21 protein-coding genes are annotated in these 23,873 nt (G+C 38.4%); 16 read left to right on the top strand and 5 right to left on the bottom strand.

What is annotated here, in order from left to right; genetic code table 11:
• The first annotated feature begins 312 nt into the window (after positions 1-312).
• From QCD85_RS07505 to QCD85_RS07490, 4 genes are all read left to right on the top strand, one after another.
• Complete coding sequence (locus tag QCD85_RS07505) at positions 313-1,272, top strand: ABC transporter substrate-binding protein (protein ID WP_301262171.1); 960 nt, start codon at positions 313-315, stop codon at positions 1,270-1,272.
• Positions 1,273-1,350: 78 nt separating this feature from the next.
• Positions 1,351-3,072 (top strand): AraC family transcriptional regulator, encoded by a 1,722-nt coding sequence (locus tag QCD85_RS07500; RefSeq protein WP_301262170.1) that lies wholly within the window; start codon positions 1,351-1,353, stop codon positions 3,070-3,072.
• A gap of 124 nt (positions 3,073-3,196) precedes the next feature.
• Positions 3,197-3,649, top strand: coding sequence for a flavodoxin (locus tag QCD85_RS07495; RefSeq protein ID WP_273612796.1), 453 nt, complete (start codon positions 3,197-3,199; stop codon positions 3,647-3,649).
• 84 nt (positions 3,650-3,733) lie between these two features.
• A complete protein-coding gene (locus tag QCD85_RS07490; protein ID WP_301262169.1) occupies positions 3,734-4,516 on the top strand; it encodes a hypothetical protein in 783 nt (260 codons plus the stop codon).
• A gap of 238 nt (positions 4,517-4,754) precedes the next feature.
• On the opposite strand, the gene QCD85_RS07485 is transcribed toward QCD85_RS07490, so the two are convergent.
• From QCD85_RS07485 to modA, 3 genes are all read right to left on the bottom strand, one after another.
• Positions 4,755-5,606, bottom strand: coding sequence for a GNAT family N-acetyltransferase (locus QCD85_RS07485; RefSeq protein ID WP_301262168.1), 852 nt, complete (start codon positions 5,604-5,606; stop codon positions 4,755-4,757).
• A gap of 201 nt (positions 5,607-5,807) precedes the next feature.
• Positions 5,808-6,488: a molybdate ABC transporter permease subunit gene (gene modB / locus QCD85_RS07480; RefSeq protein ID WP_301262167.1), complete on the bottom strand. Its 681-nt coding sequence runs from the start codon at positions 6,486-6,488 to the stop codon at positions 5,808-5,810.
• Positions 6,485-7,294, bottom strand: coding sequence for a molybdate ABC transporter substrate-binding protein (modA, locus tag QCD85_RS07475; RefSeq protein WP_441005610.1), 810 nt, complete (start codon positions 7,292-7,294; stop codon positions 6,485-6,487). Before modA ends, modB begins: the two co-directional genes overlap by 4 nt.
• Positions 7,295-7,579: 285 nt before the next feature.
• Here modA and QCD85_RS07470 point away from each other — a divergent pair, with 285 nt between their 5' ends.
• Complete coding sequence (locus QCD85_RS07470; protein ID WP_301262165.1) at positions 7,580-8,749, top strand: helix-turn-helix transcriptional regulator; 1,170 nt, start codon at positions 7,580-7,582, stop codon at positions 8,747-8,749.
• A 25-nt stretch (positions 8,750-8,774) separates the two neighbouring features.
• Positions 8,775-9,395, top strand: coding sequence for a hypothetical protein (locus tag QCD85_RS07465; RefSeq protein WP_301262164.1), 621 nt, complete (start codon positions 8,775-8,777; stop codon positions 9,393-9,395).
• A 133-nt stretch (positions 9,396-9,528) separates the two neighbouring features.
• Here QCD85_RS07465 and QCD85_RS07460 read toward each other — a convergent pair whose 3' ends face one another.
• Positions 9,529-10,377, bottom strand: a complete 849-nt coding sequence (locus QCD85_RS07460) for an AraC family transcriptional regulator (protein ID WP_301262163.1) — start codon at positions 10,375-10,377, stop codon at positions 9,529-9,531.
• A 191-nt stretch (positions 10,378-10,568) separates the two neighbouring features.
• Between QCD85_RS07460 and QCD85_RS07455 the strand changes: the two genes are divergently transcribed.
• From QCD85_RS07455 to cydC, 5 genes are all read left to right on the top strand, one after another.
• Positions 10,569-10,889 (top strand): antibiotic biosynthesis monooxygenase family protein, encoded by a 321-nt coding sequence (locus QCD85_RS07455; RefSeq protein WP_273612788.1) that lies wholly within the window; start codon positions 10,569-10,571, stop codon positions 10,887-10,889.
• Between the two features lie 418 nt (positions 10,890-11,307).
• Entirely contained in the window at positions 11,308-12,678 is a 1,371-nt protein-coding gene (locus QCD85_RS07450) for a cytochrome ubiquinol oxidase subunit I (protein ID WP_301262162.1), read from the top strand.
• On the top strand, positions 12,675-13,691 hold the full coding sequence (locus tag QCD85_RS07445) for a cytochrome d ubiquinol oxidase subunit II (RefSeq protein ID WP_301262161.1): 1,017 nt from the start codon (positions 12,675-12,677) through the stop codon (positions 13,689-13,691). Before QCD85_RS07450 ends, QCD85_RS07445 begins: the two co-directional genes overlap by 4 nt.
• Positions 13,692-13,763: 72 nt before the next feature.
• On the top strand, positions 13,764-15,566 hold the full coding sequence (cydD, locus tag QCD85_RS07440; RefSeq protein WP_301262160.1) for a thiol reductant ABC exporter subunit CydD: 1,803 nt from the start codon (positions 13,764-13,766) through the stop codon (positions 15,564-15,566).
• Positions 15,563-17,290, top strand: coding sequence for a thiol reductant ABC exporter subunit CydC (gene cydC, locus QCD85_RS07435; RefSeq protein ID WP_301262159.1), 1,728 nt, complete (start codon positions 15,563-15,565; stop codon positions 17,288-17,290). The genes cydD and cydC overlap by 4 nt, the downstream gene beginning before the upstream one ends.
• A gap of 78 nt (positions 17,291-17,368) precedes the next feature.
• On the opposite strand, the gene QCD85_RS07430 is transcribed toward cydC, so the two are convergent.
• A complete protein-coding gene (locus QCD85_RS07430) occupies positions 17,369-18,310 on the bottom strand; it encodes a HEAT repeat domain-containing protein (protein WP_301262158.1) in 942 nt (313 codons plus the stop codon).
• 300 nt (positions 18,311-18,610) lie between these two features.
• On the opposite strand from QCD85_RS07430, the gene QCD85_RS07425 reads away from it, so the two are divergent.
• The 5 genes from QCD85_RS07425 to QCD85_RS07405 all read left to right on the top strand — a co-directional run bounded on the left by QCD85_RS07425 (position 18,611) and on the right by QCD85_RS07405 (position 23,872).
• Positions 18,611-19,570, top strand: coding sequence for an NADP-dependent oxidoreductase (locus QCD85_RS07425; RefSeq protein WP_301262157.1), 960 nt, complete (start codon positions 18,611-18,613; stop codon positions 19,568-19,570).
• Positions 19,571-19,953: 383 nt separating this feature from the next.
• Positions 19,954-21,243 (top strand): aspartate aminotransferase family protein, encoded by a 1,290-nt coding sequence (locus QCD85_RS07420; RefSeq protein ID WP_301262226.1) that lies wholly within the window; start codon positions 19,954-19,956, stop codon positions 21,241-21,243.
• Positions 21,240-22,532 (top strand): hypothetical protein, encoded by a 1,293-nt coding sequence (locus QCD85_RS07415; protein WP_301262156.1) that lies wholly within the window; start codon positions 21,240-21,242, stop codon positions 22,530-22,532. Before QCD85_RS07420 ends, QCD85_RS07415 begins: the two co-directional genes overlap by 4 nt.
• The gene (locus QCD85_RS07410) at positions 22,525-23,226 is read left to right on the top strand and encodes a hypothetical protein (protein ID WP_301262155.1); all 702 of its coding nucleotides are present in this window, start codon (positions 22,525-22,527) and stop codon (positions 23,224-23,226) included. Before QCD85_RS07415 ends, QCD85_RS07410 begins: the two co-directional genes overlap by 8 nt.
• A complete protein-coding gene (locus tag QCD85_RS07405) occupies positions 23,219-23,872 on the top strand; it encodes an HAD family hydrolase (RefSeq protein ID WP_301262154.1) in 654 nt (217 codons plus the stop codon). Before QCD85_RS07410 ends, QCD85_RS07405 begins: the two co-directional genes overlap by 8 nt.
• Position 23,873 lies beyond the last annotated feature (1 nt).

Genomic DNA, 23,873 nt, shown 5'->3' with positions numbered 1-23,873 from the left:
TATATTTTATTTCTCGATAGATATTGTCTAGGTACAATCATCTATATACAGAGTAGCCTATAAAGCCATCTTTATCAGTTTACCGCATTTCATTGTATAACAATAGATGAAAGGAAGCTATATTTACATTTTATAATTCATTTTGCAGAGAAATGTAGTGAAATCAGACGATTTCATAAACTTGTACAAATTCAAGCAGGATCTGATTGATTTTGTCCATTGAGAATACATTTGAATTTGCTATGATAAATGCACATATTGATTGATAATCATTATCAATTGAAACATATAAATATATAGGGGGAATATTCAGTGTTATCTATTTACCGTAAATCGCTTATTATTTTGATATTCATCGCAAGTATGAGTGCAGTGTTATTAGGTTGTGGGAACATTTCGAAAGAAACAACTACAGCAAATAAAGAACAAGCAGATACTCAGTCGACACGTTTATACACCGATTATAGAAATCATACTGTAGCAATTCCGATCACACCGAAACGCATCATTTTTTATGGAGAAACATTTGGTGATTTGAATGTACTACATACTCCAACTGTAGGCAGTGCATATACTTTTTATCAAGGAGCTGTTTTTGAAAAAGAAGGGCAGGGTGGAGTTGATATTGGTTCTCCCATTGATATTGAAAAAGTTCTTTCACTAGAACCTGATCTTATTATTACAGGTGATACTGATGATAAAGCTTATGCACAGCTTGCAAAAATTGCACCAACGATCATGTTTGATACGTTCGCACCTATGGAAGAACGTTTACCTGCATTGGGCGATATTATAAACAAAAAAGCTGAAGCTGATGCATGGATTGTGCAATATGAACAAAAATCCAAGCAATTGTGGCAAGAATTGCATAAGACTGTATTAAAGCCGGATGAAACGGCCACTGTGTTAACATATTATCCTGGGAATCGTTTATTTGTGATGCTCCGTACAGGATTATCACAGATGTTATATGAAGAAGGGGCTTTCAAAGCGCCACCTGCTGTACAGAAGTTGTTGAACAATGGAGAAGGATTCTCCGAAATTTCTTTAGAAGCGTTGTCTGATTATTCTGCAGATCGTATTTTTATTTTGAATCCTATCGACAAAGAAGCGCAAGCGTCTACGGATAAAATGATGGAAAATGAAGTTTGGAAGCAAATACCTGCGGTCAAAAATGGACATGTCTATACGATCAAAATGGGAGAGTCTTCTAGTGATGCGAATACGCGTGAATGGTTATTAACCAAATTGAAAACGATACTTCAACCTTAACCTTAACTGATAATCATTATCACCTGTGCTATGATGTAGTCTACATATAAGGCTACATCAAGCAAAGGAAGTGACAAAATGCAGTTAATATCGACTTCAAAACCTACGCTAGACCAACTATCTTTTCATATCAGAACTATAGATCATATTTCTGTCTCCTTCGTCTCTCCACAGTGGGAATGGATACCCACGCTCCAACAAGAAGAAGAGTATGTATGGATCTATGTGATCCAAGGACAAGGTACCGCCGTCATACAAAGTCAATCCGTTGCATGGTCATCCGGTAAAAGCTGGATTATTCGCCCGGGTAGAGAGATTCAGTTTAATCATACAGGGATAGAACATATGGAACTGTATGTAGTCACGTTTGATGTAATTAATCATACACAGCGGGTACCTGAATATTATGATCAATGGTTTGCGGATGGGGCAGAAGAAATCATAATATATCCACCGCTATGGCTACAACAGCAATTAGACGACCTTTATCAACATTACCTTCAGAAGGATTCTACTTCTTTAGAACCGTTATATGCTTATGATTGCCAATTATTATTTCAGCAGATGTTTAGAACCGTATTAGAAGCACGCCTATCTCCAAATAGATGGTCTGATGTGACCCAAGCTGTACAATCAACGATAAATATGATTCATCTTCATTATGCTGAAGAATGGACAGTGAATCGCTTAGCGTTACTATCTGATGTTCCAATATGGCAGTATAGTACTATTTTCCAGACACTTACAGGGTTTAAACCGTTAGAATATTTAACGCAATTACGTGTTGAAAAAGCAAAACAATTACTTCTTACTTTTCCTAAACGATTACTTCGAGAAATAGCGCTAGAAGTAGGATTCAAAGATGAATATTATTTTAGCCGTCAATTTCGAAAGTTAGAAGGATTAACGCCTAAGCAATATATACGTCATGCTGTTCAGCATGTTATGGTTCGAGACTGGACAGGGCATCAAGTCCAGATTCCTTTAGCTCCACAACGTATTATCTATTATGGAGACACATTAGGTGATCTATTGGTATTAGGTATAATACCTGTTGGTAGTAATCTATCTGATCATATACAAATGATCTCACCCTCTATAGATGAGCAGATTGTAGAGATTGGCTTTCCTGTAGATATTGAAAAAGTAAAAACATTGTCCCCAGATGTGATTATTTTTAGTCATACAGATGAAAATAAATATGACCAATTATCTGCGATTGCGCCTACATTAACATTCAATTCATGGGATCGTTTAGATCATCGGGTACAACTGCTTGGTCAATGGTTCAACCGCAGCAAAGAAGCCGATAAATGGCTTAACTCATATCACAGGGAAGTAACGCAGATGTGGAGCGAGTTACAAGCTATTATCGCTACAGGGACGACAGCTTCTGTACTAACCATTGAACAAGGAACACGTTTATTCGTGATGGGCAACATAGGATTGTCATCATGGATTTGCCATCATCAAGGATTTGAATATGTTCCAGCAATGCGTAGAGTGATAGAAGCACAGCGTGGATATAAAGAAATTGAACCGGATCATTTAGCAGAGTATACAGGCGATTATATTTTTATGCTATTATCGGCTGAGCCTCAAGCTAGGGAAGAAGCTTATAGAGTAATGAATAGTCCGCTCTGGCAAAATCTTAAAGCGGTTCGCAACCGAAATGTATATGTACTTGAAGCCAATCCCTGGAATTATGGAGATGCATATACACAAAAGAAATTAATCAATCAATTTAAAAAGATGCTCTTGACCACAGATTCTTTTCAGCAGATTGCTAATACTAATTAGTATGATGACACTTCTATACCCTCATCAACAAAAATAAATTAAAAATTTAAAATTCGTTGTTGACAATGAGAATCATTATCAAGTATGATCAATCCATGGAAAACACATATGCGGGAGGATTACAATGTCTAAAATATTAGTGGTGTTCGCCAGCATGACTGGGAATACAGAAGAAATTGCAGATTTGATTGCTGAAGGAATACAATCCACAGGTGGAGAGGTTGAACTCAAGCAAGCAATGGACTGTGATGCGGATACTCTTTTGGAATACGACGCAGTACTCCTTGGCGCTTATACTTGGGGAGATGGCGAATTGCCAGATGAATTCCTCGACTTTTACGAAGATATGGATCAATTAGACCTTGCCGGTAAAAAAGCCGCTGTATTCGGAAGTGGAGACACTTGTTATGAACAATTTGCAGCCGCTGTCGATATTCTTTCGAATAAGTTGCAAGAGCGTGGTGCAGATATCGTAGTAGAAGGGCTGAAGATCGAATTAAATCCTTCATCCGACGAGAAGGAAACTTGTCGTGAATTCGGTAAAAAATTTGCAAGTGTAGCAGTAAGTGTAGGGTAATTCCTAATAACTTGCTCACTAGCTGACACAAGAGTAGATGTAATAAAAGACTTCGTATGACTGGAAAGCAGGTGTTAAGCATATATGAATTATTCTACCGATCAGGCTTCACCTGTTTTGCAGGACTACAAGCTGGAAGAATGGCTACGCATGACATATCGTAATCAAGATCAGTCTCTACCTACACGCAAAGCATCACGTAACCAGACTTCGCCTATTCATTGGAAGCAACGGGTACAATTTGCGATAGGGCATGCGATTAATCGTTATTACAGTATGTCACCAGAGCTAAGAGGGATTAGTGATATTGGTCAACTGGTTGATTTCCGTTGGCCCAAGCGTATCTCTTACTTTGATCATGAACAACAGTACTGGCAAGTCAAAGATATGGTAACGAATAATATTCGCAAGTTGCTTGCAGCTAATGAATATGCACCTTACCCGATGATGTTGTATGAACAGCATCAGACTTTGGTTCCAGAACTGCAAACAGACTTGTCGGTTATTTTTCAAGTAGCATGGCAAGTGTCTGAACTAGCAGCGCAACCGGATGATTCATCCGGACACAAGAGCCTGATCGTTCAGAAGTTTATCGTTGATGATGATCCTTATACAGCAGAAGCTTTTATTCATCTATCTTCTGTGTTTTGCCAGTCTGCTTTTGGTAGATTACCTGAACGAATCGATATTTTTTCGATTATGGAAGGGACAGTACAGCGACATTATCCTTCACCGGAAAAAGTGTCTGCCTCACTGGATTATCTTCATTTATTACAACATGTCGTACCAGGCGGAACTCAAGTCTGTGAACATTGCAGACAGAACGCTGGTGTGACATCCCTAGCTCCTTCGTGGAGCCTCATGTAGGTGGACCAAGAAACGGGTCAAAATCCCCCCATCTTTTTGACCCGGATTCTTTTCACAATATAAGCAAGACCAACGAACATACGGCTTTCCTGTTACAGGGAATAGAGACCATTTATCCTTCCGTTCCAGTCACATGATACGGTTAAGATAGATGAACCTCTAAGAAAAAGCGTTTATCCAGGCATGGACCGGACCTCCGTGCTTGGTATAAACGCTTTTTCTGTGTTTGCTATTAGGTTTAAATTTCAGGCATCGGTGGAGAGTATAGATAATAATCTTGAATATCTTGATGTTGGAACCCGCATGATTCATACAGATAAAGTGCACGATCATTATCAGACACTACATTAAGCCACACACTATGACCTGCTTGACTTTCAGTAAGAGCGACCTGACGTAATGCACTTCGCCCGATCCCATGTCCACGTAGCGCTGGATCGATCACAAATCCGTAGATCCAACTATGTTCTCCTTCATAATCCACTTCTATTTTCCCAACCGCTATTCCTGCATGCTCAATAACGATCAATTTACGCGTTTTGGAACGATTGGGATTGGCGAGTGTCGCTAGTGTAGAAGCTTCACTAATAGCAAAAGCATCTGCATCCAATCGTAACCACAAAGGAATATCGCTATCGTTAAAGGGACGCAATACCGCTGTTTCCGGTTCATCTACAATAAGATGATTGTGTTCGTTATCCAGTTTGAGCGTGTACTCAATACTGTGTAGAACGACAGGTCTGGTATGCACCCATGCTTGACCGGAGACCGAATCACGAGGCACATTGAGAAGTACTTGCTTGGCGTCTACCAATTGTCCGCGACTCACCGCGTGTTCCCACAATTTTGTAAATACACCCCGTCTACGATAAAGAGGATGAGTCATTCCACATACTTCAATATTTTGTCCCATACGATAAATGCCTAGAAAGCCAATCAATAATTTACCTTCATAATGGAAAAAGTCTTCTACACTTCCGGGAGCGCGATTTTTAAGCATATCCCAGTTTAATTTGAGCATAATAGAATCTTCTTTTTCACAAAGAGCCTGCAATTCCAATATATCTGATAACTGCTGAAGTTTGAGCATAGCTGTACCTCTTTTTTCTGTATTTAATAAAAAGATGATCGATAGACATTATCGATGGCTATGCCGATAAGATCATGAAGTTGATCTTGTACATGTAACCAATGCCTATTATTTTGGTCAGTCTACGTATAATTATATAAGGAATATACTAGATAAAGCTATCTAAGTTTTACAAAATAAAAAAGCATTCGTAGTCACCGGTCAGGTAGAACCACGAATGCGTCCAGTTAATAATAATAGAATAAATGAAATTAGAATCGTAATGATCGTTAAGCTCCATGCCAGTGGCATATTGTTAGCATCGACAGCAAAGTAAATCGCTGTAGGGAGGGTCTGCGTTTTACCGGGAATATTACCAGCAACCATAAGAGTAGCTCCAAATTCTCCGAGCGCTCTGGCAAAAGCCAGCACAAATCCTGTAACCAGAGAGCGCCATGCCAGTGGCAAAATCATATGCCAGAGTAATTGCAATTCGGTAGCCCCTTGAGAGCGGGCGGATTCCAGCACATCTTTATCGACCAGAGCGAATCCCGTTTTGAGTGTCTGATAAGCGAGTGGAAATGAAACTACAGTAGCAGCAATAATCGCTCCTGTTACACTAAATACAATCGGTTGATGTGTAAGCCATTCTGCTAATTGTCCAATCCAACTGCGTCTACCTAATATCGTTAATAATAGTAGACCGACAACAGAAGGAGGCAAGACGAGCGGTAACATAAATACAGTCTCTACTATAGATTTGCCGGGAAAAGAGTAACGATTCATTGCCATTGCAATCCCAATACTCAGTAAAAAAGCAAGTGTTCCGGCGATACTAGCAATTTGTAAAGAAAGCAGGATCGGCGAACCGATTATATCCCATGACCAGACAAAAGAACTCATGAGCCTGAAGAAGCCTTCACAAATCCATGTTTGACAAAAACGGCTTGCGCTTCATCTGTCTGCAAATAATCGTAAAAGTCAGCCGCTTCTTGAGGATGAGTAGTTGCAGAGACGATTCCAGCAGGATATAGAATCGGATCATGACTATCTGCTTTTGTGGTAAAAGCAACTTTTACGCCATCTGAATCCATCGCATCTGTTTTGTATACAAATCCTGCTTCAGCATTCCCTGTTTCTACATAAGAAAGAACTTGTTTCACATCTTTGGTAAGCACAAGTTTGGATTGCAATGAATCCCAAAGATTTGCAGATTCTAAAGTCTGCTTCGCATACATACCTGCCGGAACAGATTCAGGTGTACCGACAGCTATTTTTTTGATGTTTTCATTGGTGAGGTCTTTTGGTGAAGTTAAAGAGAAAGAGCTATCTTTGGGTACTACAAGTACAAGCTGATTAGCTAATAGATCTTTTTCGTGAGCTGTATCAATCAGCTTAGCACTTAGTAAAGCATCCATTTGTTTGCTACCTGCTGAAAAGAAAAGATCTGCGGGAGCACCTTGCTCAATTTGTTTCTGTAATGTACCTGAAGCGGCAAAATTAAAAGTAAGACTCACATTAGGATGTTGTTGCTGATATAACGTTTGGATTTCTTGCAGACTATCTGTTAAGCTTGCCGCCGCTGAAATCGTTAATTGCACAGGTGCATCTTGAGTAGCTGTAGCACTATTTTCTGTGGAAGTTGTTGTAGGAGTAGTAGAGTTATCTGTACTGGATGTCGTTGTGGTGGATGAGCAAGCACTGAGCATCAAGAGTACACATACAAGCATAGCAGTCATACTTAGACGAGATGTAAGTGAAGCAGAACGAAGTGAACGTAAAGAAACTAGAGATTTCAACAAATATTCCTCCTTAAAGTTATAATACAACTATGTATTACACTCATTATTATATATTAGATCATACTAAATCATTCTAATTATATCTAGTTATAATTAAATATAATGATTCATAAGCGATTCACTTATAGATTAAATTGAAAACACTTCTGATCCACGTTAAGATAAACGTATATTGTTAGGGAGGAACCACCTATGAATGAGCAGGTGTCATACACAACTGAAGAAATCGCCAAATTACTAAAAGTCTCCAAATTAACGGTTTATGATTTGATCAAAAAAGGCGATCTGCCTGCCTATCGTGTCGGTAAACAAATGCGAGTCGATCATTATGATCTAGAAGCTTACAAACAAAAAGCCAAAAACGGCATGATTCGTGAAAATCGAGAAAATGCGGGACAGCTTAATATGACAGCTACCCCACTAGATAGCATGTTGCAGACTTCTTCATCGTCTGATACAACAGACGTTTCTCCACTTCAACCGGGAGTCGGTAATATTCCACATATGGATTATGAAGATCATACATCTGATGCGGAAGCAACAGTTACACCTGAATTTGTACATGCAGCTTATGCCCGTCCAGAAGAGATTTTGCGGAATACAGGAACGATGAATCCTATAACACAGGAACCTGTCACCCCACCAACCAGTGGAAGAACGATTGTGATTACCGGGCAGGATACCAGTCTGGATATTCTGGCACGTTATATGGAAAAAGAAGATAGTCGCTATCGTCCTCTTCGTTCTTTTGCAGGAAGTATGGATAGTCTGGTATCTATGTATATGGGCAATTCCGATATTGTTAGCACTCATTTATTTGATGGAGAGACAGGCGATTATAATTTGCCGTATATTCGTAAAATTCTAGTCTCTCATCCTTGTACAGTGATTAATCTAGCATCGAGAAGAGCAGGATTATATGTAGCTAAAGGCAATCCAAAAGGGATTCGTTCATGGCAAGACTTAGCTCAATCTGGACTGACGATTGTAAATCGGGAACGCGGAGCAGGAGCGCGTGTATTACTGGATGAGCAATTACGATTGAACGATATTCGTACATCACAGTTACAAGGGTATGCACAGGAAGAATCTTCTCATATAGCAGTCGCTGGCAAAGTAGCTAGTGGTCAAGCTGATGTAGGGGTTGGAAGCGAGAAAGCTGCTGCTTTAGTAGGCGTAGAGTTTATTCCATTAACAGTTGAGCGTTATGATCTGGTAATACTCAATAAAACTGAAAATGCAGAATGGATAGCTACATTAAGAAGAATACTGTCATCCGATGAATTTAAACGTGAACTACAAGCAATCGGCGGATATGATCTATCTCGTACAGGGGAAATATTGTACGCCAGTGAATATTAATATATCGAATAAGGAGGAAATAACGATGAAAGACAAAGTAAAAGGATTGGTATTAGGGATAGCGATCGGGTCATTGTTAACAGGAACAGGTGTAGCAATGGCAGCAAATACGACCAGTATTCAGGTAGCTTTTAAAAATGTAGGTCTATATATCGATCAAGTCAAAAAATCAGACGCTAATGTCATTATTTATAAAGGAACAACGTATGTACCAGCTAGAACGATGAGTACAGCTATGAGCAAAGATATTCGTTTGTCGAACAATAATTTGTATATTGGAAGTAATCAGACGAATAGTGCAGGTTCATCGTCCTCTTCTAATTCGGCAAATACACCAGCTCCAACGATACCAACTCCAAGTGCGCCTACCGTACCGGCTACACCATCTTCATCATCCAGTACATCTACTACTACCAATACATCTGGAATAAACGAAGCCCAAGCGATTCAATTGGTGAAAGACAAATATAAGTTGAATGGTTCTTCTTATCTGGTGGCAGATGTAGATCATGAAGAAGACAATATGTATGTTGTCCATGTCTATGAAAATGTAGTCGATGATGCAGCGACAGGCGAAGGTCATACCGCTACTTATGGATGGTATTATGTAGATAAAAAAACAGGTGCGATTACATCAATGTTCTAAACAAACGATAACGATGATATGAAATACTCAAAAAGCTGGAACTCGTTAGTGTACACACGAGTTCCAGCTTTTTTTGATCTAGCATGCCAGCATACTACAAGTCAGCTAACACAATACAAGTAACAGATTGCAATTAAGAAATGATCGGAATCCAGATTTGCGGAGCCACGTTAGGGCCGCCGTATACTTCTAGTTCAGGCAGATACGCATGTTCATAAGCATTAGAAGGAAACCATTCGGAGATGATCTGTTTCCAGACTTTTTGCATACTAGCTGGCATCGGGCCTTCTACTTCAAATACACTCCACTTGGAAGCAGGAATGTGTAAGCTTGATAATCCTTCAGGAATCTCCCCATCGTAAGCTGTAGCAATCCAATACTCCATTTGATTAGATTGCAGTTCAGTCTGATCTACACAGACTCCTAGTAATCCTTTTAGAGCACCATTGTTCAATTCAAATAAACGATCTTCTACACCTTCATGATACGCTTTGTCCCACATTTTAGGGACGTCGCGTAGATTTTCACCATTTTCATAAGAGAATGTTTGCTTGATACCGACTAATGAAAATGCAGGATGTTCGACTATTTTATAATTCATCGGTTCCGCTCCTTTGATATTGACTTGAATCGTTAAGCGATTGTAAGACTTGAGTGAACCACTGTGTTTGCGTGCTTCACTAGGTGCAATCCCATGTTGCCTGCGGAAAGCTTTGGAAAAAGATTCCGGTGTATCGTATCCATATTTATGCGCAAGCTCAATAATTTTGTGCTCACTATGTAGAAGTTCATGTGCAGCCAATGTTAATCGTCTACGTCTCAAATATTCTGCCACGGTGGTATCCGTTAACAACGAAAAGTTACGTTGAAAATAAAAAGGAGACAGATGCGCTTGAGCAGCAATTTGTTCGATTGTTATGGGTTCTAACAAATGTTCTTCCATATAATGAATAGCTGTTTGTAAAGAGGTTATCCAGTTCATTGTTATTGTTCACTCCTTGCTGTTTATTATAAAGGAAAGCAATCGCTACATCCGGTCATTTTGTGCGCAGTTTTGTCTGTCTTATAGAGAACAGATTATGAATATAATCGGTGTGGCTATAGTTGTTTTGACAATGATAATGATTATCATTTATAATAGTGTAAGATACAGATTTTGAAGGAGGCTTGGCTATGTTTGCTATTATGCGTAGTATCACAGTAACAGAAGGTAACGCCAATCAAGTGGTAGAGCGTTTTAACCAACCTGGTATTTTGGAAGAACAGCCTGGTTTTGTTGATTTGACGATTTTGGTTAAGCAGACTCGTAAAGGGGAAGAAGAAGTTGTGCTTTTATTCCGCTGGGAGTCTGAAGAAGCATGGAAGAACTGGGAGAAAAGTGATGCTCATATTCAAGGGCACCGCCAAAAAGCAGGTCAACCCAAACCTGACTATATCATTAACTCTACAAACGGGAAATATGATATTAAAGCGATCAAAAAAGGTAAAGAATAACACTCAATAACTATGATCATAGAATAAAATGATACACAAAAAGGATGAGCTACCTATAAGTAGTCCATCCTTTTTTGATCAAAAGATCAGTACACTAAGCTTTTTAAATATACTCTATCTACAGACAAAGTCGCTATTATAGCGGCTTTTTTTGTTGTTTTACTATCTAAATGTTCTTATTTGAGGCTGAACTGATCGGTATTTATACGGGGATATAGAAAATAACGCAATAGCCCGTTCGAGTCTTTTTCTTATTTTTCACCAACTTGTCAGAAAGATATGATTCTTCTTGGAACGATTGAGGACAAAAATGTGACTGCGATTGTATTGGGTCAAAATTAGAATACAATAAATTTTAAATATCTATGGATATAGTAACTTGATCTATTCTGCAAGATGAAAGGGGACAACGATAAAGATGGAGATCGATACGGTGTTATGGAGCAGGCTTGTGACAGGACTGACACTTGGATTTCACGTTATTTTTGCAACGTTGGGTGTCGGCATTCCATTAATGATCGCTATAGCGGAGTTGATCGGTATTCGCAAAAAAGATCATCACTACATACTTATGGCAAAAAGATGGTCAAGAGGATTTGTGATTTCTGTTGCAGTCGGTGTAGTAACAGGTACAGCAATCTCTCTACAACTGGCTCTTGTGTGGCCTAATTTTATGAAATTAGCTGGAAATGTGATTGCATTGCCTTTATTTATGGAGGTATTTGCGTTCTTTTTTGAAGCGATCTTTTTAGGAATTTATTTGTATACATGGGATCGATTCAAAAATCCGTATCTGCACTGGTTATTAACGATTCCGATTGTGGCTGGAGCTGGAATGTCGGCTGTATTTATTACAACAGTCAATGGATTTATGAATACACCGGGAGGATTTCTGATGGAGGCAGGGCAATTTGTAGCTGTAAATCCTGTACAAGCGATGCTCAATACAGCGACATTTTCTAAAGTATTCCATGTACTGAGTTCAGCTTATCTCACAGGTGCGGCATTATTAGCCGGAATTGCTGCTTTTGCTATGTTGAGAAAAGGTGTATCTGCGTATCACAAAAAAGGCTTAAATCTGATGATGGCAGTGGTGTTGTTATTCAGTCTATTCAATACATTAGCTGGCGACGTGTCGGCTAAATTTCTGGCAGAACATCAACCGGAGAAACTTGCTGCGGCAGAATGGCATTTTGAAACTGAACGTGGAGCAGACTTGATTCTATTGGGATGGTTGAATGCAGAGCATGAAGTAATAGGCGCACTTCACTTGCCGAAAGTACTTAGTTTTCTAGCATTCGGTGACTTTAATGCAGAGGTTACAGGACTGAATGAATTCCCTTTGGATGAACGTCCACCACTACTTGTCCATTATTTATTTGATGCGATGGCGGGAATTGGATTTACATTGCTTGCTGTCTCCAGTCTATATTTTCTATTGCTGTTCTTGAAGAAGCGCAAGGAGCTTAACCTTAATAAATGGATGCTTCGTATGGTGGCACTATCTGCGCCGCTTGCCTTTTTAGCTGTTGAAATGGGTTGGTTCTATGCAGAACTAGGAAGACAGCCGTGGATTATTCGAGGGTATATGCGTGTAGAAGAAGCGGCAACATCTTCGCCAAGTGTCCGCATTTTGTTCTTTGTTTTCTTACTTCTTTATATTGTACTTGGCACAATATGTGTTCTGGTATTACGACGACTATTCAATAACAATCCTGCTGAAGTAGAGATTGAGAAGTGGCTCAAAGACAATCCTGAAAATAGGGCTGAGAAAGGTGGGCACTCATGATCAGTTATGAATTGATTGGTATCTCGGTACTCTGGCTATTTTTATATGGCTATCTAATAGTGGCTTCAATCGATTTTGGCGCAGGATTTTTTGCTTTCTATGCACGCTTAACGAAGCAAGATCATCTAATTAATCGACTGATCTCACGATATTTGTCACCGGTCTGGGAGATCACCAATGTGTTTTTTGTCTTTTTCTATATCGGGATTGTCGGATTTTTCCCGGATACTGCGTATTATTATGGATCTGCTTTACTGGTTCCCGGAAGTATTGCTATTATTCTGCTTGCAATCAGGGGCTCATTTTATGCTTTTGAAAATTATGGTTCCAAAAATAATATTGTATTTCTATTTTTGTATGGAGCAACAGGATTGCTGATTCCAGCTTCGTTATCTGTAGCCCTGACGCTGGCTGAGGGAGGATTTATTCTCAAGCAAGGAGATATTGTGTCTCTGGATTATTGGGAATTGTTCACCAATCCATTGTCGTGGAGCATTGTCGGGCTGGCAATTGTATCTGTTTTGTTTATTAGTGGCTCCTTTCTAACTTTTTATGCTTCACGTGCAGAAGATGAATCTGCTTTAAAGTTGATGCGAGGGTATGCTTTATTTTGGAGTACACCTACTATTGTGATGGCATTAACCGCTTTTATTTATCTAGGTCAGCACAATGCAAGACATTTTCAAAATATGATGGATCTATGGTGGTTGCTTGCTCTTTCGATAGCTTTCTTTATGATCGCTATGTGGCTGTTATATAACGGACGTCGCTATGGATTAGCATTTAGTTGTATTATGCTACAGTTTTTCTGTGCTTTTTTTGCTTATGGTATCGGGCAATATCCGTATATTCTCGATCCTTATATCACTATCCAGAGCAGCGGAACTTCACCAGCGATGGGCTTTGCATTAGTGGTTGTATTTATAGGCGGACTCTGTCTGTTAATTCCTTCGCTCATTCTAGTATTCAAGTTGTTTTTGTTTGATGCAGATTATGTAAAAGGGAAAAAATAAAGCATATTGCAACTTATAGTGGCATAGCAGGATGTTCCGACTATGCCTTGATTGATAAAGGAGGACAGTGCTATGAGCAGAACATCCAGTCTTATCAGTGAACAAATGTCTTTACAGCGAAAAAATAGAGTTCTACTGATGATCATTTCATTGATCTTAGGCATTACGATAATTACTCAAGCGGTATTATTAGCTGAAGTCGTGCAACGGATCTTTGTTGAAAAAGCATCTTTCTCATCGGTCACAGTATTACTAGGATTATTGCTAGCTGTGATGGCATTACGGACATTATTGTTTTATAGCAATGGAAAAGTAGGGCTACATATGGCTGCTCATGCCAAAACGAATATGCGAGCGGCTGTTATACAACGCTTAACTCGCACGTCTATGCCGGGCATGTTAGTCGGACAGACCGGTGGAAAAGTCAGTGTAGCTCTCGATGCGGTAGATGAAGCAGACAGTTATTTTAGCCAATATATGCCTCGAATGATAGAAGCGGCTATTATTCCGATTTTAATTGTGGTATTTACATTTTCGCTTCATGTAAATACAGGCTTAATTATGATCTGTACTGCTCCATTTATTCCTTTATTTATGGTTTTGGTAGGGTTAAAAACAAAGCATAAGTCAGAAGAAAAGTATGAACAGCTAGCTGCATTTTCCGGTACATTTCTAGATTCTCTTCAAGGGCTAGTGTCGTTAAAAATATTCGGACGTGCGCATCATCAGCAACAACAGATTGAACGTAGTAGTCTAGGGTATCGTGATGCAACAATGAGTATTTTGAAAATTGCCTTTACGAATACATTTATGCTGGAATCTATCGTAATGCTAAGTATTGGTATTGTTGCTTTAGAACTCGCTATTCAATTGCTTGTTTTCAAATCGATGACTTTCCATAGTGCGTTTCTCATTTTGTTGTTGATCCCTGAATTTTATAGTTTATTAAAAAATACAGGAACTGCTTTTCATAGTGGTCGCACAAGTATGGGAGCTGTTCGCAAAGTAGAGCAGTTGCTAGCGGAATCCCGTATATCAGACTCAACAGACCACACAACAGAAGAATCATCAAGCACTATCAACAAACCAATAACAGAAGCGAGTAATCGATCAATTACAGCAACAGATGCTACACCGTTATTGATCGAGTTAGAGCAGGTAGGTTTTCAATATGCGCCTGATTCTTTTGAACTGGCGACAGGGCGAATTAAGATTACAGCAGGAGAACATATTGCTATCGTGGGCAAAAGTGGATCTGGAAAAACGACATTACTTCATCTAATTGCTGGCTTGCTCAAGCCTACCACAGGTTCGGTGGTGATCAACGGAAATATATTATCGCCATCTAATGAGTCTGCATGGTTCCAACATATTAGCTATATTACACAGCATCCTTATATATTTGCAGGGACATTTGCTGAAAATATTTCTATAGGGGCAGGGAGAAAAGTGACACGTAAGCAGATCGAACAAGCTGCCGCAGAAGCTGGACTTACCCCGCTAATCGCTCAACTTCATCAGGGCTTAGATACGGTAATTGGAGAAGGCGGTAGAGGACTTTCAGGTGGGGAAAAACAACGACTTGCTCTGGCACGTGCTTTTCTCAAGCGACCGGATATTATTTTGTTCGATGAGCCTACGGTCGGATTGGATCTGCACACCGAGCAAATCTTGCAACGCTCTATTGCTACATTATCGCAAACAGCAACGATGATTACAGTAGCGCACCGATTATACACGATTCAAGATGCCGATCAGATCCTGTATATGGACAATGGGATGGTAGTTGATTCAGGTCGTCATCATGAACTACTATCTCGTCTATCTCCATATGCAGATATGGTGAATGTGCAACAAAAAGGAGTGGTAGTATGAATGACCTCGCTATAATGTCTAAAGCGATGCTCCAAGAACGCAAAGATATCATCTTTTCGATAGTGGGAGGATTTATTGCTGGCATCGCAGGAGTAGCTCTATTCTCAGCAAGTGGATATATGATCTCACAGACTGTATTTGCGCCACCACTATATACATTGATTATTCTTACTTCTATGGTCAAGCTATTAGGCCTGCTTCGAGCAGCAAGTCGGTATGGTGAACGTCTATATTCACACCGGGCAACATTTTCAATGTTAAGCCGATTAAGGGTCACATTCTTCGCCAAGCTTATTCCGATTACACCCGGTATATTGAACAAACGACGCAGTGGTGATCTGTTGGCACGCATCGTAGGTGATGTAGAAAGCCTACAACATTACTTTTTACGTGTAGCTTATCCGCCTATTATTGCTATGACGGTTTTTTTGGCGACTATGTTATTTACTTCTGCTTTTTCAATCTGGATTGCTTGTATATTAGTCGTTGGGATGTTATTAACAGCACTGGTGGTGCCGTGTATCGTGCTGATCGGACAGCGCAAAATCAATGGACGTGTTCGCGAGCACCGAGCATTGCTTTCTACAGAAGTAACTGAGGTACTATACGGTTTTCGAGATTTGAAAATTTACGGACAATTGGCAGAACGAGAGAAGCAACTGGAACAAGCGGCTACAATTTTAACCAAAGAACAACAACAAGCCGCCGACAATCTACTACGTGGACAATCTATGCATACCTTTGTCTCCTTTTTTATTTCATGGAGTGTGCTGGCGTTGGGAGCATGGTTGATTATAGAGGGTACGCTTCAAGGTGTATTTTTAGCTATGCTGATCATGGCTTCGATGACTGTTTTTGAAGAAGTGGCAGCGATGGCTACTTTGCCCGCGTACAAGCAAGATAGTGAACATGCAGCTACACGACTAAATGAAACAGTAGGGCATACAGCTATACAACCTGCATCATCCTCAAAAAAATTATTTAACGATCAAGCTATTTCGATTGATATAGATCAGGTGACTTTTCAATATGAAGATGAATGGAGACCGGCGTTACAAGAATTGTCATTACATCTTGGTGCAGGTTCCAAAACAGCAATTGTAGGAGCAAGTGGGTCAGGTAAGTCCACGATAATCGATCTGTTACTCAAGCTTCGTACACCTACAGCAGGAACTATACGACTAAATGATATATCTGTACAAGAACTGGATGAACAAAGTATCTGGCAGAACACGAATGTGGTATTACAGCAAGGGCACTTTTTTAGAGGGACTGTTCGTGACAATCTGTTATTAAGCGACGAACAATACTCAGACGAACAATTAATACAGGTACTGCATCAGATGCAACTTCCTCATCTTCTGTTAACCGATATGATCTATGAAAAAGGAGAAAATCTTTCAGACGGCGAAAAGCAACGACTGGCGCTAGCACGTGCATTGTTGCGCAAAGGACGATTATGGCTTCTCGATGAACCCACATCATCGTTAGATTATGTAACTGAACAACGTGTTTTACAACAACTTTTGGCGAGAGCGGCTGAAGATACTCTTCTGCTGATAGGGCATCGCCTGACTGGATTGGAAAAGATGGATCAGATTATAGTGATGGATCAAGGCAAAATGGTAGAGATCGGTTCGTATTCAGAACTTATGGAGAAACAGGGCTATTTCTATGAAATGAAACAAATCGAGTGGCAAATGATTGGAGAAGCGGCTATATAAAAAAACGTCCTTTTCTCAAGAGATATGTACAAAAGTCATAATTTCTTGAGAAAAGGATATCAATAAGTGGTTAGTATATTATTCAGCCAATAATTCGCTGAGCAACTTTTGCTCATGTTCAAATAGATTATCATACTTAGTGGTTCGCACCTCTTGTAACCATTTCACAACAGCAGGATCGTCACTCGCTACACGATGGAGAAACGATATGCCATACATCAACTCGCTGATAAGATGTTGTCGACCTGCACGAGGTCTAGAAACGATAGATTTAACTCGTTTGAGCACTAGCTTGACTTGCGAAGGAGTACCATGCTCGGCAATAGCTTTCATCGCATTCCATTTGACAGAAGACGATAAATCTTTGGCTAAATGATGTTCAAAAATAGATAGATAATGATTGCCATCGAATGTAGATAACATATCAATACATAACGCACGAATATCCACTTTGTTGGAACGCAAATGAGGAACCAGGTAAGGAGCAGCTATATATAGGTTGACCTTCTGAATAGCCAAAAGGATATGAAATAAATCAAGATAGTTTTTGGATATCGATAATAGTTCAATCAGGCGTTCACCTACAACTTCACGATCACAACGACCTAAGATTTCGATAGCATGATGACGTACTGAAGATTTTTTGGCATAAGACAAAGATAAGAAAGGTGTAGCATCTGGAATAAAGGGCACATAGGTAAAAGTATACAAAAGAACCATTTGTTCACGAGGAGGAGCAGCGCGGAAATACAATAACATTTTGTCTACAGCTCGTGTACCTTGAGTATGACATGCAAGATAACTCCATATAAAAAAGAGATGTTCGCGATCATTCACATCAGTAGTCTGTGTCCATACCTTGTCTACGATATCTATCCAATACTCTTCTTTCAATTGCTTGGCTTCTTTGCGAGCTTTCCAGCCTACACTATCGCCTGAACTTCTTACGGCTTGACCTTGTTCGTCGGTTTTGATACTCATCCGATAGATCAAGTCTTGTATGTAATTTATAGGTTCCATCGAATCGCCTCCTGTATGTTGAATGATTGCTATCCAACTTTTTAAAAAAAGTAGAGTGGCACAATATGAGAAACTGTATATGAAACGATCTGATGGATTAGACCTCGATATAAGATAATAGCCATACATTATGCTCTAACAAGTGTCTATATTATACGATAAAAGGCTATTCTGTAGTGGTCTATCTTATTGTTCATTGTATTACATTCAAGTTAAGCGTAAAATAAATCTAATGAGCAAATATTTGTAAGCGCTTATTTATTGGAATGTGCTACTCAAAAAACCAAAGAGGTGTTCAAGATGCCAGCTCCAGAAATGATGCACGCGATAAGAGTTCATGCTTATGGTAATAGTGAAAAAATGCACTATGAGAACGTATTAATGCCGAAGATCGAAGCAGATGAAGTATTAATCAAAGTCTCGGCAACAGCCTTTAACCCGTTAGATCACTTGATTCGTATGGGAGTGGTGCAAGAAACGTTCCCTCATAAATTACCTTATATTCCGAATGTAGAAGTATCCGGTACGATTACGGAAATAGGCAAAAACGTGAAAAATGTAAAAGTAGGCGAACCTGTTTTTGCATTGTTGAATATTCTGTCTAATGGAGCCGCTGCCGAATATGTCGCGACCAAAGCGGAATATGTAGCGACAGCACCGAAAAAGATCAAACTTCCAGAAGTAGCTGCTCTTCCAGTTGGTGCCTTAACCGCATGGCAAGCGCTATTCGATCATGGTCATTTGGAAAGTGGACAACGTGTGTTAATTGCAGGAGCCGCAGGCGGAGTAGGTACATTAGCGGTTCAATTAGCTAAATGGAAAGGTGCCTATGTGATCGGTACTGCATCCGAAGCCAGTTTCCCAATGCTCAAAGAAATCGGCATAGATGAGCTTATCGACTACAATCAAGAAATGGTCGAAGATCGTATTGAAGACAAGTTAGATCTTATTTTCAATCTATCGCCAGAAGGCACAAATGAAGTAAGCAACTGGCTTCATTTACTACGTGAAGGTGGAATATTCGTCTCGATCACCAGCCCGGCAGATGAAGCCGTCGCTAAAGAGCTCAAAGTCAATGTAGTCAATATGAGCGTACAGCAAAGTGGAACACAATTGGCTCAGATTGCTGCACTTGCCGATGAAGGTGTGCTCAAACCTGTGATTGCTGAAAAAGTAAAACTCAAAGACCTCCCCGAACTGCATCACCGCGCAGAAGTAGGAACAGTTCGCGGTAAAGTGTTAATTACAGTAGCAGAATAATACGTACGGATAGTAAAACAAATACTTAAAAGTATCCCCTTTGAATATAAAGGGGATTTTTGTTGTGAGATAACAATTTTAAAAATAAATTATTAATTTATTACATAAAAAAAATAAAAAAATGAGATATTTTACAATTAATTAAAAAAATTCTTCAAACAACAAATTTAAGCACTATTTTTTAAATAATAGATAAATATTTATATATAATTGTAAACTCTGTGTAAACTTTAAGTAAAATTTATGTAAAAAAATATTTTGACATACAAATTTTGGGGTGGTAATGTATGTCTATTCTTATTTATGAACAAATCATAATTAAGTATACAAAACGAAAATCAGAAAAAACATTAACAGTTTATAAAACAACTAGAGGTGAAAAAATGGGTAAAAATACGATTATCTCAGACGGAAATACAGATGCTAGTGCAGTATATTATCCTGTAACAGATATTAAAATGGTTAAAGGTGAAGGAATATATTTGTATGACTCTGATGGGCAAAAATACATAGATTGTGCTTCTGCTACTTTCAATTTAAGTTTGGGGTATAGTCACCCTGAAGTGATTCGAGCTATGAAAGAACAAGCAGATGAAATGATTCATATTACTTCTTCTTTTCAAAGTGAACCAATAAACAAACTTGCTAAAAAATTAGTTGAACTTGCACCTAATGGATTAACTAAAGCTCATTTAAAAGTTTCTGGTGGTTCAGTAGCTAATGAAGGTGCTATTAAAATGGCACAAAGAGCTACAGGTCGTCGAGATGTTATTTCATTGTTTCGAAGTCATTTAGGACAAACCATGTTTACAGCTAGCTTATCAGGTAATGCTTTTCGAAAAGCCAATGCTGCACTTCCAATGGCTGGGAGTCTTCAAGTGCCTGATCCTTATTGCTATAGATGTTTTTATGGTCAAAAGTTTCCATCTTGTAATTACATGTGTGTCCAGCGTTTAGACGACTTTCTTGAATTCGCCAGTAGTGGAAATGTAGCCGCTATTATCGTTGAACCTATTTCTGGCAATGGAGGTAATATTATTCCACCAGATGGATATTTTCAAAAGTTACGTGAATTTTGTAATAAGCATGATATCAAACTTATTTTTGATGAAATTCAAACAGGCATAGGGCGTACGGGTTATATGTTTGCAGCCGAATATTTCGATGTAGAACCAGATGCATTAACTGTAGCCAAAGGATTAGGTGGATCTGGTGCACAAGTTGCTGGAATTCTCGCTAGCGATGAGCTTAGTGGGTTATCAACTAATGAACATTCATTCACTTATGGATCCAACATTCTTGCTGCATCTGCTGCAATTGCTACATTAGATATTGTCTCGCAACCTGCATTTTTAGCTAATGTTCGATCAACTGGAGATTATATTTTGTTTCGTTTAGAAGAAATGAAAAAGAAATATCCATTAATAGGAGACGTACGTGGACTAGGATTGATGATCGGTATTGAAATCAATGATATAGATGGTAAGCCAGATACTACATTAACAAACTGGTTAGCTGAAAAAGCAATGGAATTTGGTTTGATTTTGCGTACATCTAGATATGGGTACGGTAATGTATTAAAAATTCGTCCACCACTTATCTTAACTCTAGAAGAAGCTGAGTTAATTTGTAATCAGTTTGAATTACTTATTCGAGAAGCGGTAACAGTATGACACAATCTGCAAAAATGAATTGTTCTCGATCTCATCAACAGTCAGTGGAAAAATCAGATATTTGGGATTTAGCTATTATTGGTGGTGGCTATCGTACAACTACTTTTTTAGCATCTGCTCCTGAACTACTTAAATATAAAATTACTATATTAGAAAAGCGTAATATTTTGGGACCAGGGGCATTTCAGGATTATATGATTACAACATCTTCTTCTGGAAAAAGCATGCTTAAACATTTGAGTTATAAGGGTCCATTTTCATCCTTAAAATCGAATACTGAGGTCTGTAGCATCTCCAATTGCAATAATCCAGTACAAGCAGAAGATCTTGCTACAGCTTTACACGAAGTAGGCAAAACGCTATGTAATACATTGGATCAACAAGCGATTCATATGAATACCTGTATTCAAAAAATTGTACTTTCTCCTAATAGTGATCTAATTAAGATGCATAGTGATGACGGAAAAATAATCTATACTAATCATGCTTTGATAGCTACGGGTAGAATAGAAAGATTGCATACACAGTTGAAATCTTGGCATCAAAAAACGGTCTTGTCTCAATCCGTTATTAGTAAGCAATACCGAAAAGTAATGGAAACAAAATTGTTGTCGATGAAACAGCCTTCTGTTGTTATAGCCGGTAGTTCTCATAGTGCTATGTCTGTTCTACAAGTCTTGATACCTATGATTAAAGAGTTAGAGGTACAACATACAACATTTCAGTCGCCTGAAATCATTGTTCTCCAAAGAGGATTAACTCCATTGATGTATGATAATAAAAAACAAGCGCTTGAACATCAAATTATAGGTCGAGAACGAATTTTTAATGAAATCACAGATACTTGCCCCCAAACAGGTATTATCTTTCGAGATTCAGGATTAAGACATATTTCTAAAGAAACATACTGCAAACTGTATGATCGTAAAATAGAAAATGCTTCTTTGGTAAGAGTGAATGAACTACAAGAAGCATCTACGATGTTGGAACAAGCAGGTCTTATTATTCAAGCTTTAGGTTATTTTGGGAATGCACCTGATATTTATATGGCAGATCAATTGATACGTGCCAATCAATCTCAAGAGAGACTAGTGACCGACTATGACGGAGCAGCTGTTATTCAGGGTAAAAGATTTGAAAATTTATCAGTGATGAGAATCGAACCGACTCCAATGAATCAAAAAGATAATGCTGCTTATGCAAGTAATTTATATGAAATGCTGGCAAAGCGTTTAGAACAATCTCTAAAAAAATCTAATGAAAATAAAGTAGAGTATACCAATGACTAATACACGTGAATACTTAATTTATAATATTTGTAACGAAATTATAAAAAACAAAAATGCTGAAACACCTTTAATTGTAGGATTAACTGGGATTGATACATCCGGAAAAAGTAAAATGGCTGAAGAATTAAAAAAATTATTTATACAAAAGAACGTAGAAGTACAGCTTGTGCATGTCGATGATTTTCATTATCCAAAATCTAAAAGATACAATGACTCATTATCTGAACCAGATCAGTATTATGAACTAAGTATAAATTTTGAAGCGATACGTAATAACCTTTTAGAGCCTATAAAAAGTTCAACTCAACTTGAAGTGACACTTCCGCATTTAGATTTGCTAACAGACAGCATGTCTATTACGAAAAACTATAATATTACAAAGGATACAATCGTTTTAATTGAAGGTGTATTTCTTTATCGAGAAGAAGTACGTCCCTATATCGATTTTTATATTTTTTTGGATATCGAAGAAGAAGTTGTTATTCAAAGAGCGGAAATTAGAGACGTTCCAGTACAAGGGGTAGAAGTATTAGAAAAATATCATACAAAATATTTACCAGCTCAGCGTCGTTATATTAATAAATTCCAACCTAATATAGTATCTAATATTGTAATTAACAATTCCGACTTCGAAAATCCACAAATTAAAAAATGGCCTCATTCTTCAAATTCGGAGGTATCTCAACATGAATAAAATTTCAGCTGTAGTTTTTGATCTATGGAATACATTGATTCCTTTTTCTGATGAATTGAAAAGTCATACTTTTCAAGAAACAACGCTTGCACTTGGTGTTAAACCTGCTGCATTTAAAGGCGTATGGAGTAGAACAAGAATCAAAAGAGAAACAGAAGATTTATTAACCTATTTTCAGTGGTTACGACATGAAATAAATGCAGATTGGTCAGAAGAAACGATCCAAAATGCGATGAATATTAGAAAAAAAAATCATGGATCTGCTTTTTTCACACCTGATTCTGATGCAGTAGAAGTACTAAAAGAATTAAAAAGAAAAGGGTATAAATTAGCACTAATCTCTAATTGTAGTAGTGATGTTAAAGAAATGATATCAACTTCTATGATAAGTTCCTATATCTCCGATTTAATATTATCAGCTGAAGTAGGCATAATGAAACCAGACCCAAAAATATTTCAGTATGCGGCTACCCGTCTTGGATTGACATGTGAACAGTGTGTCTATATAGGTGATGGACACGATAACGAACTTGAAGGTGCAAAACAGTCAGGAATGCATCCAATCTTAGTAGATCGAGGAAACGAAATAAAATGGGAAGGTGATCGAATTCAAAGATTATCCTCTTTATTGCAAAAGGTGGAATAAT

Origin of the sequence: Paenibacillus sp. PsM32, from assembly GCF_030433815.1 — a bacterium.
In the GTDB taxonomy this organism is placed as follows: domain Bacteria; phylum Bacillota; class Bacilli; order Paenibacillales; family Paenibacillaceae; genus Saccharibacillus; species Saccharibacillus kyungheensis.
Note: the sequence above shows the minus strand (reverse complement) of the source record. Positions and strands in the feature narration are given on the sequence as shown.

What these genes read in the sequence shown, in the direction of transcription:
- QCD85_RS07430 (WP_301262158.1), bottom strand. Translation starts at nt 18,310, where the DNA reads ATGGAACCTATAAATTACATACAAGACTTGATCTATCGGATGAGTATC.
- QCD85_RS07450 (WP_301262162.1), top strand. Translation starts at nt 11,308, where the DNA reads ATGGAGATCGATACGGTGTTATGGAGCAGGCTTGTGACAGGACTGACA.
- QCD85_RS07500 (WP_301262170.1), top strand. Translation starts at nt 1,351, where the DNA reads ATGCAGTTAATATCGACTTCAAAACCTACGCTAGACCAACTATCTTTT.
- QCD85_RS07445 (WP_301262161.1), top strand. Translation starts at nt 12,675, where the DNA reads ATGATCAGTTATGAATTGATTGGTATCTCGGTACTCTGGCTATTTTTA.
- QCD85_RS07485 (WP_301262168.1), bottom strand. Translation starts at nt 5,606, where the DNA reads ATGCTCAAACTTCAGCAGTTATCAGATATATTGGAATTGCAGGCTCTT.
- QCD85_RS07425 (WP_301262157.1), top strand. Translation starts at nt 18,611, where the DNA reads ATGCCAGCTCCAGAAATGATGCACGCGATAAGAGTTCATGCTTATGGT.
- QCD85_RS07460 (WP_301262163.1), bottom strand. Translation starts at nt 10,377, where the DNA reads ATGAACTGGATAACCTCTTTACAAACAGCTATTCATTATATGGAAGAA.
- QCD85_RS07415 (WP_301262156.1), top strand. Translation starts at nt 21,240, where the DNA reads ATGACACAATCTGCAAAAATGAATTGTTCTCGATCTCATCAACAGTCA.
- cydD (WP_301262160.1), top strand. Translation starts at nt 13,764, where the DNA reads ATGAGCAGAACATCCAGTCTTATCAGTGAACAAATGTCTTTACAGCGA.
- QCD85_RS07465 (WP_301262164.1), top strand. Translation starts at nt 8,775, where the DNA reads ATGAAAGACAAAGTAAAAGGATTGGTATTAGGGATAGCGATCGGGTCA.
- QCD85_RS07495 (WP_273612796.1), top strand. Translation starts at nt 3,197, where the DNA reads ATGTCTAAAATATTAGTGGTGTTCGCCAGCATGACTGGGAATACAGAA.
- cydC (WP_301262159.1), top strand. Translation starts at nt 15,563, where the DNA reads ATGAATGACCTCGCTATAATGTCTAAAGCGATGCTCCAAGAACGCAAA.
- QCD85_RS07410 (WP_301262155.1), top strand. Translation starts at nt 22,525, where the DNA reads ATGACTAATACACGTGAATACTTAATTTATAATATTTGTAACGAAATT.
- modB (WP_301262167.1), bottom strand. Translation starts at nt 6,488, where the DNA reads ATGAGTTCTTTTGTCTGGTCATGGGATATAATCGGTTCGCCGATCCTG.
- QCD85_RS07470 (WP_301262165.1), top strand. Translation starts at nt 7,580, where the DNA reads ATGAATGAGCAGGTGTCATACACAACTGAAGAAATCGCCAAATTACTA.
- QCD85_RS07490 (WP_301262169.1), top strand. Translation starts at nt 3,734, where the DNA reads ATGAATTATTCTACCGATCAGGCTTCACCTGTTTTGCAGGACTACAAG.
- QCD85_RS07420 (WP_301262226.1), top strand. Translation starts at nt 19,954, where the DNA reads ATGGGTAAAAATACGATTATCTCAGACGGAAATACAGATGCTAGTGCA.
- modA (WP_441005610.1), bottom strand. Translation starts at nt 7,294, where the DNA reads ATGCTCAGTGCTTGCTCATCCACCACAACGACATCCAGTACAGATAAC.
- QCD85_RS07455 (WP_273612788.1), top strand. Translation starts at nt 10,569, where the DNA reads ATGTTTGCTATTATGCGTAGTATCACAGTAACAGAAGGTAACGCCAAT.
- QCD85_RS07405 (WP_301262154.1), top strand. Translation starts at nt 23,219, where the DNA reads ATGAATAAAATTTCAGCTGTAGTTTTTGATCTATGGAATACATTGATT.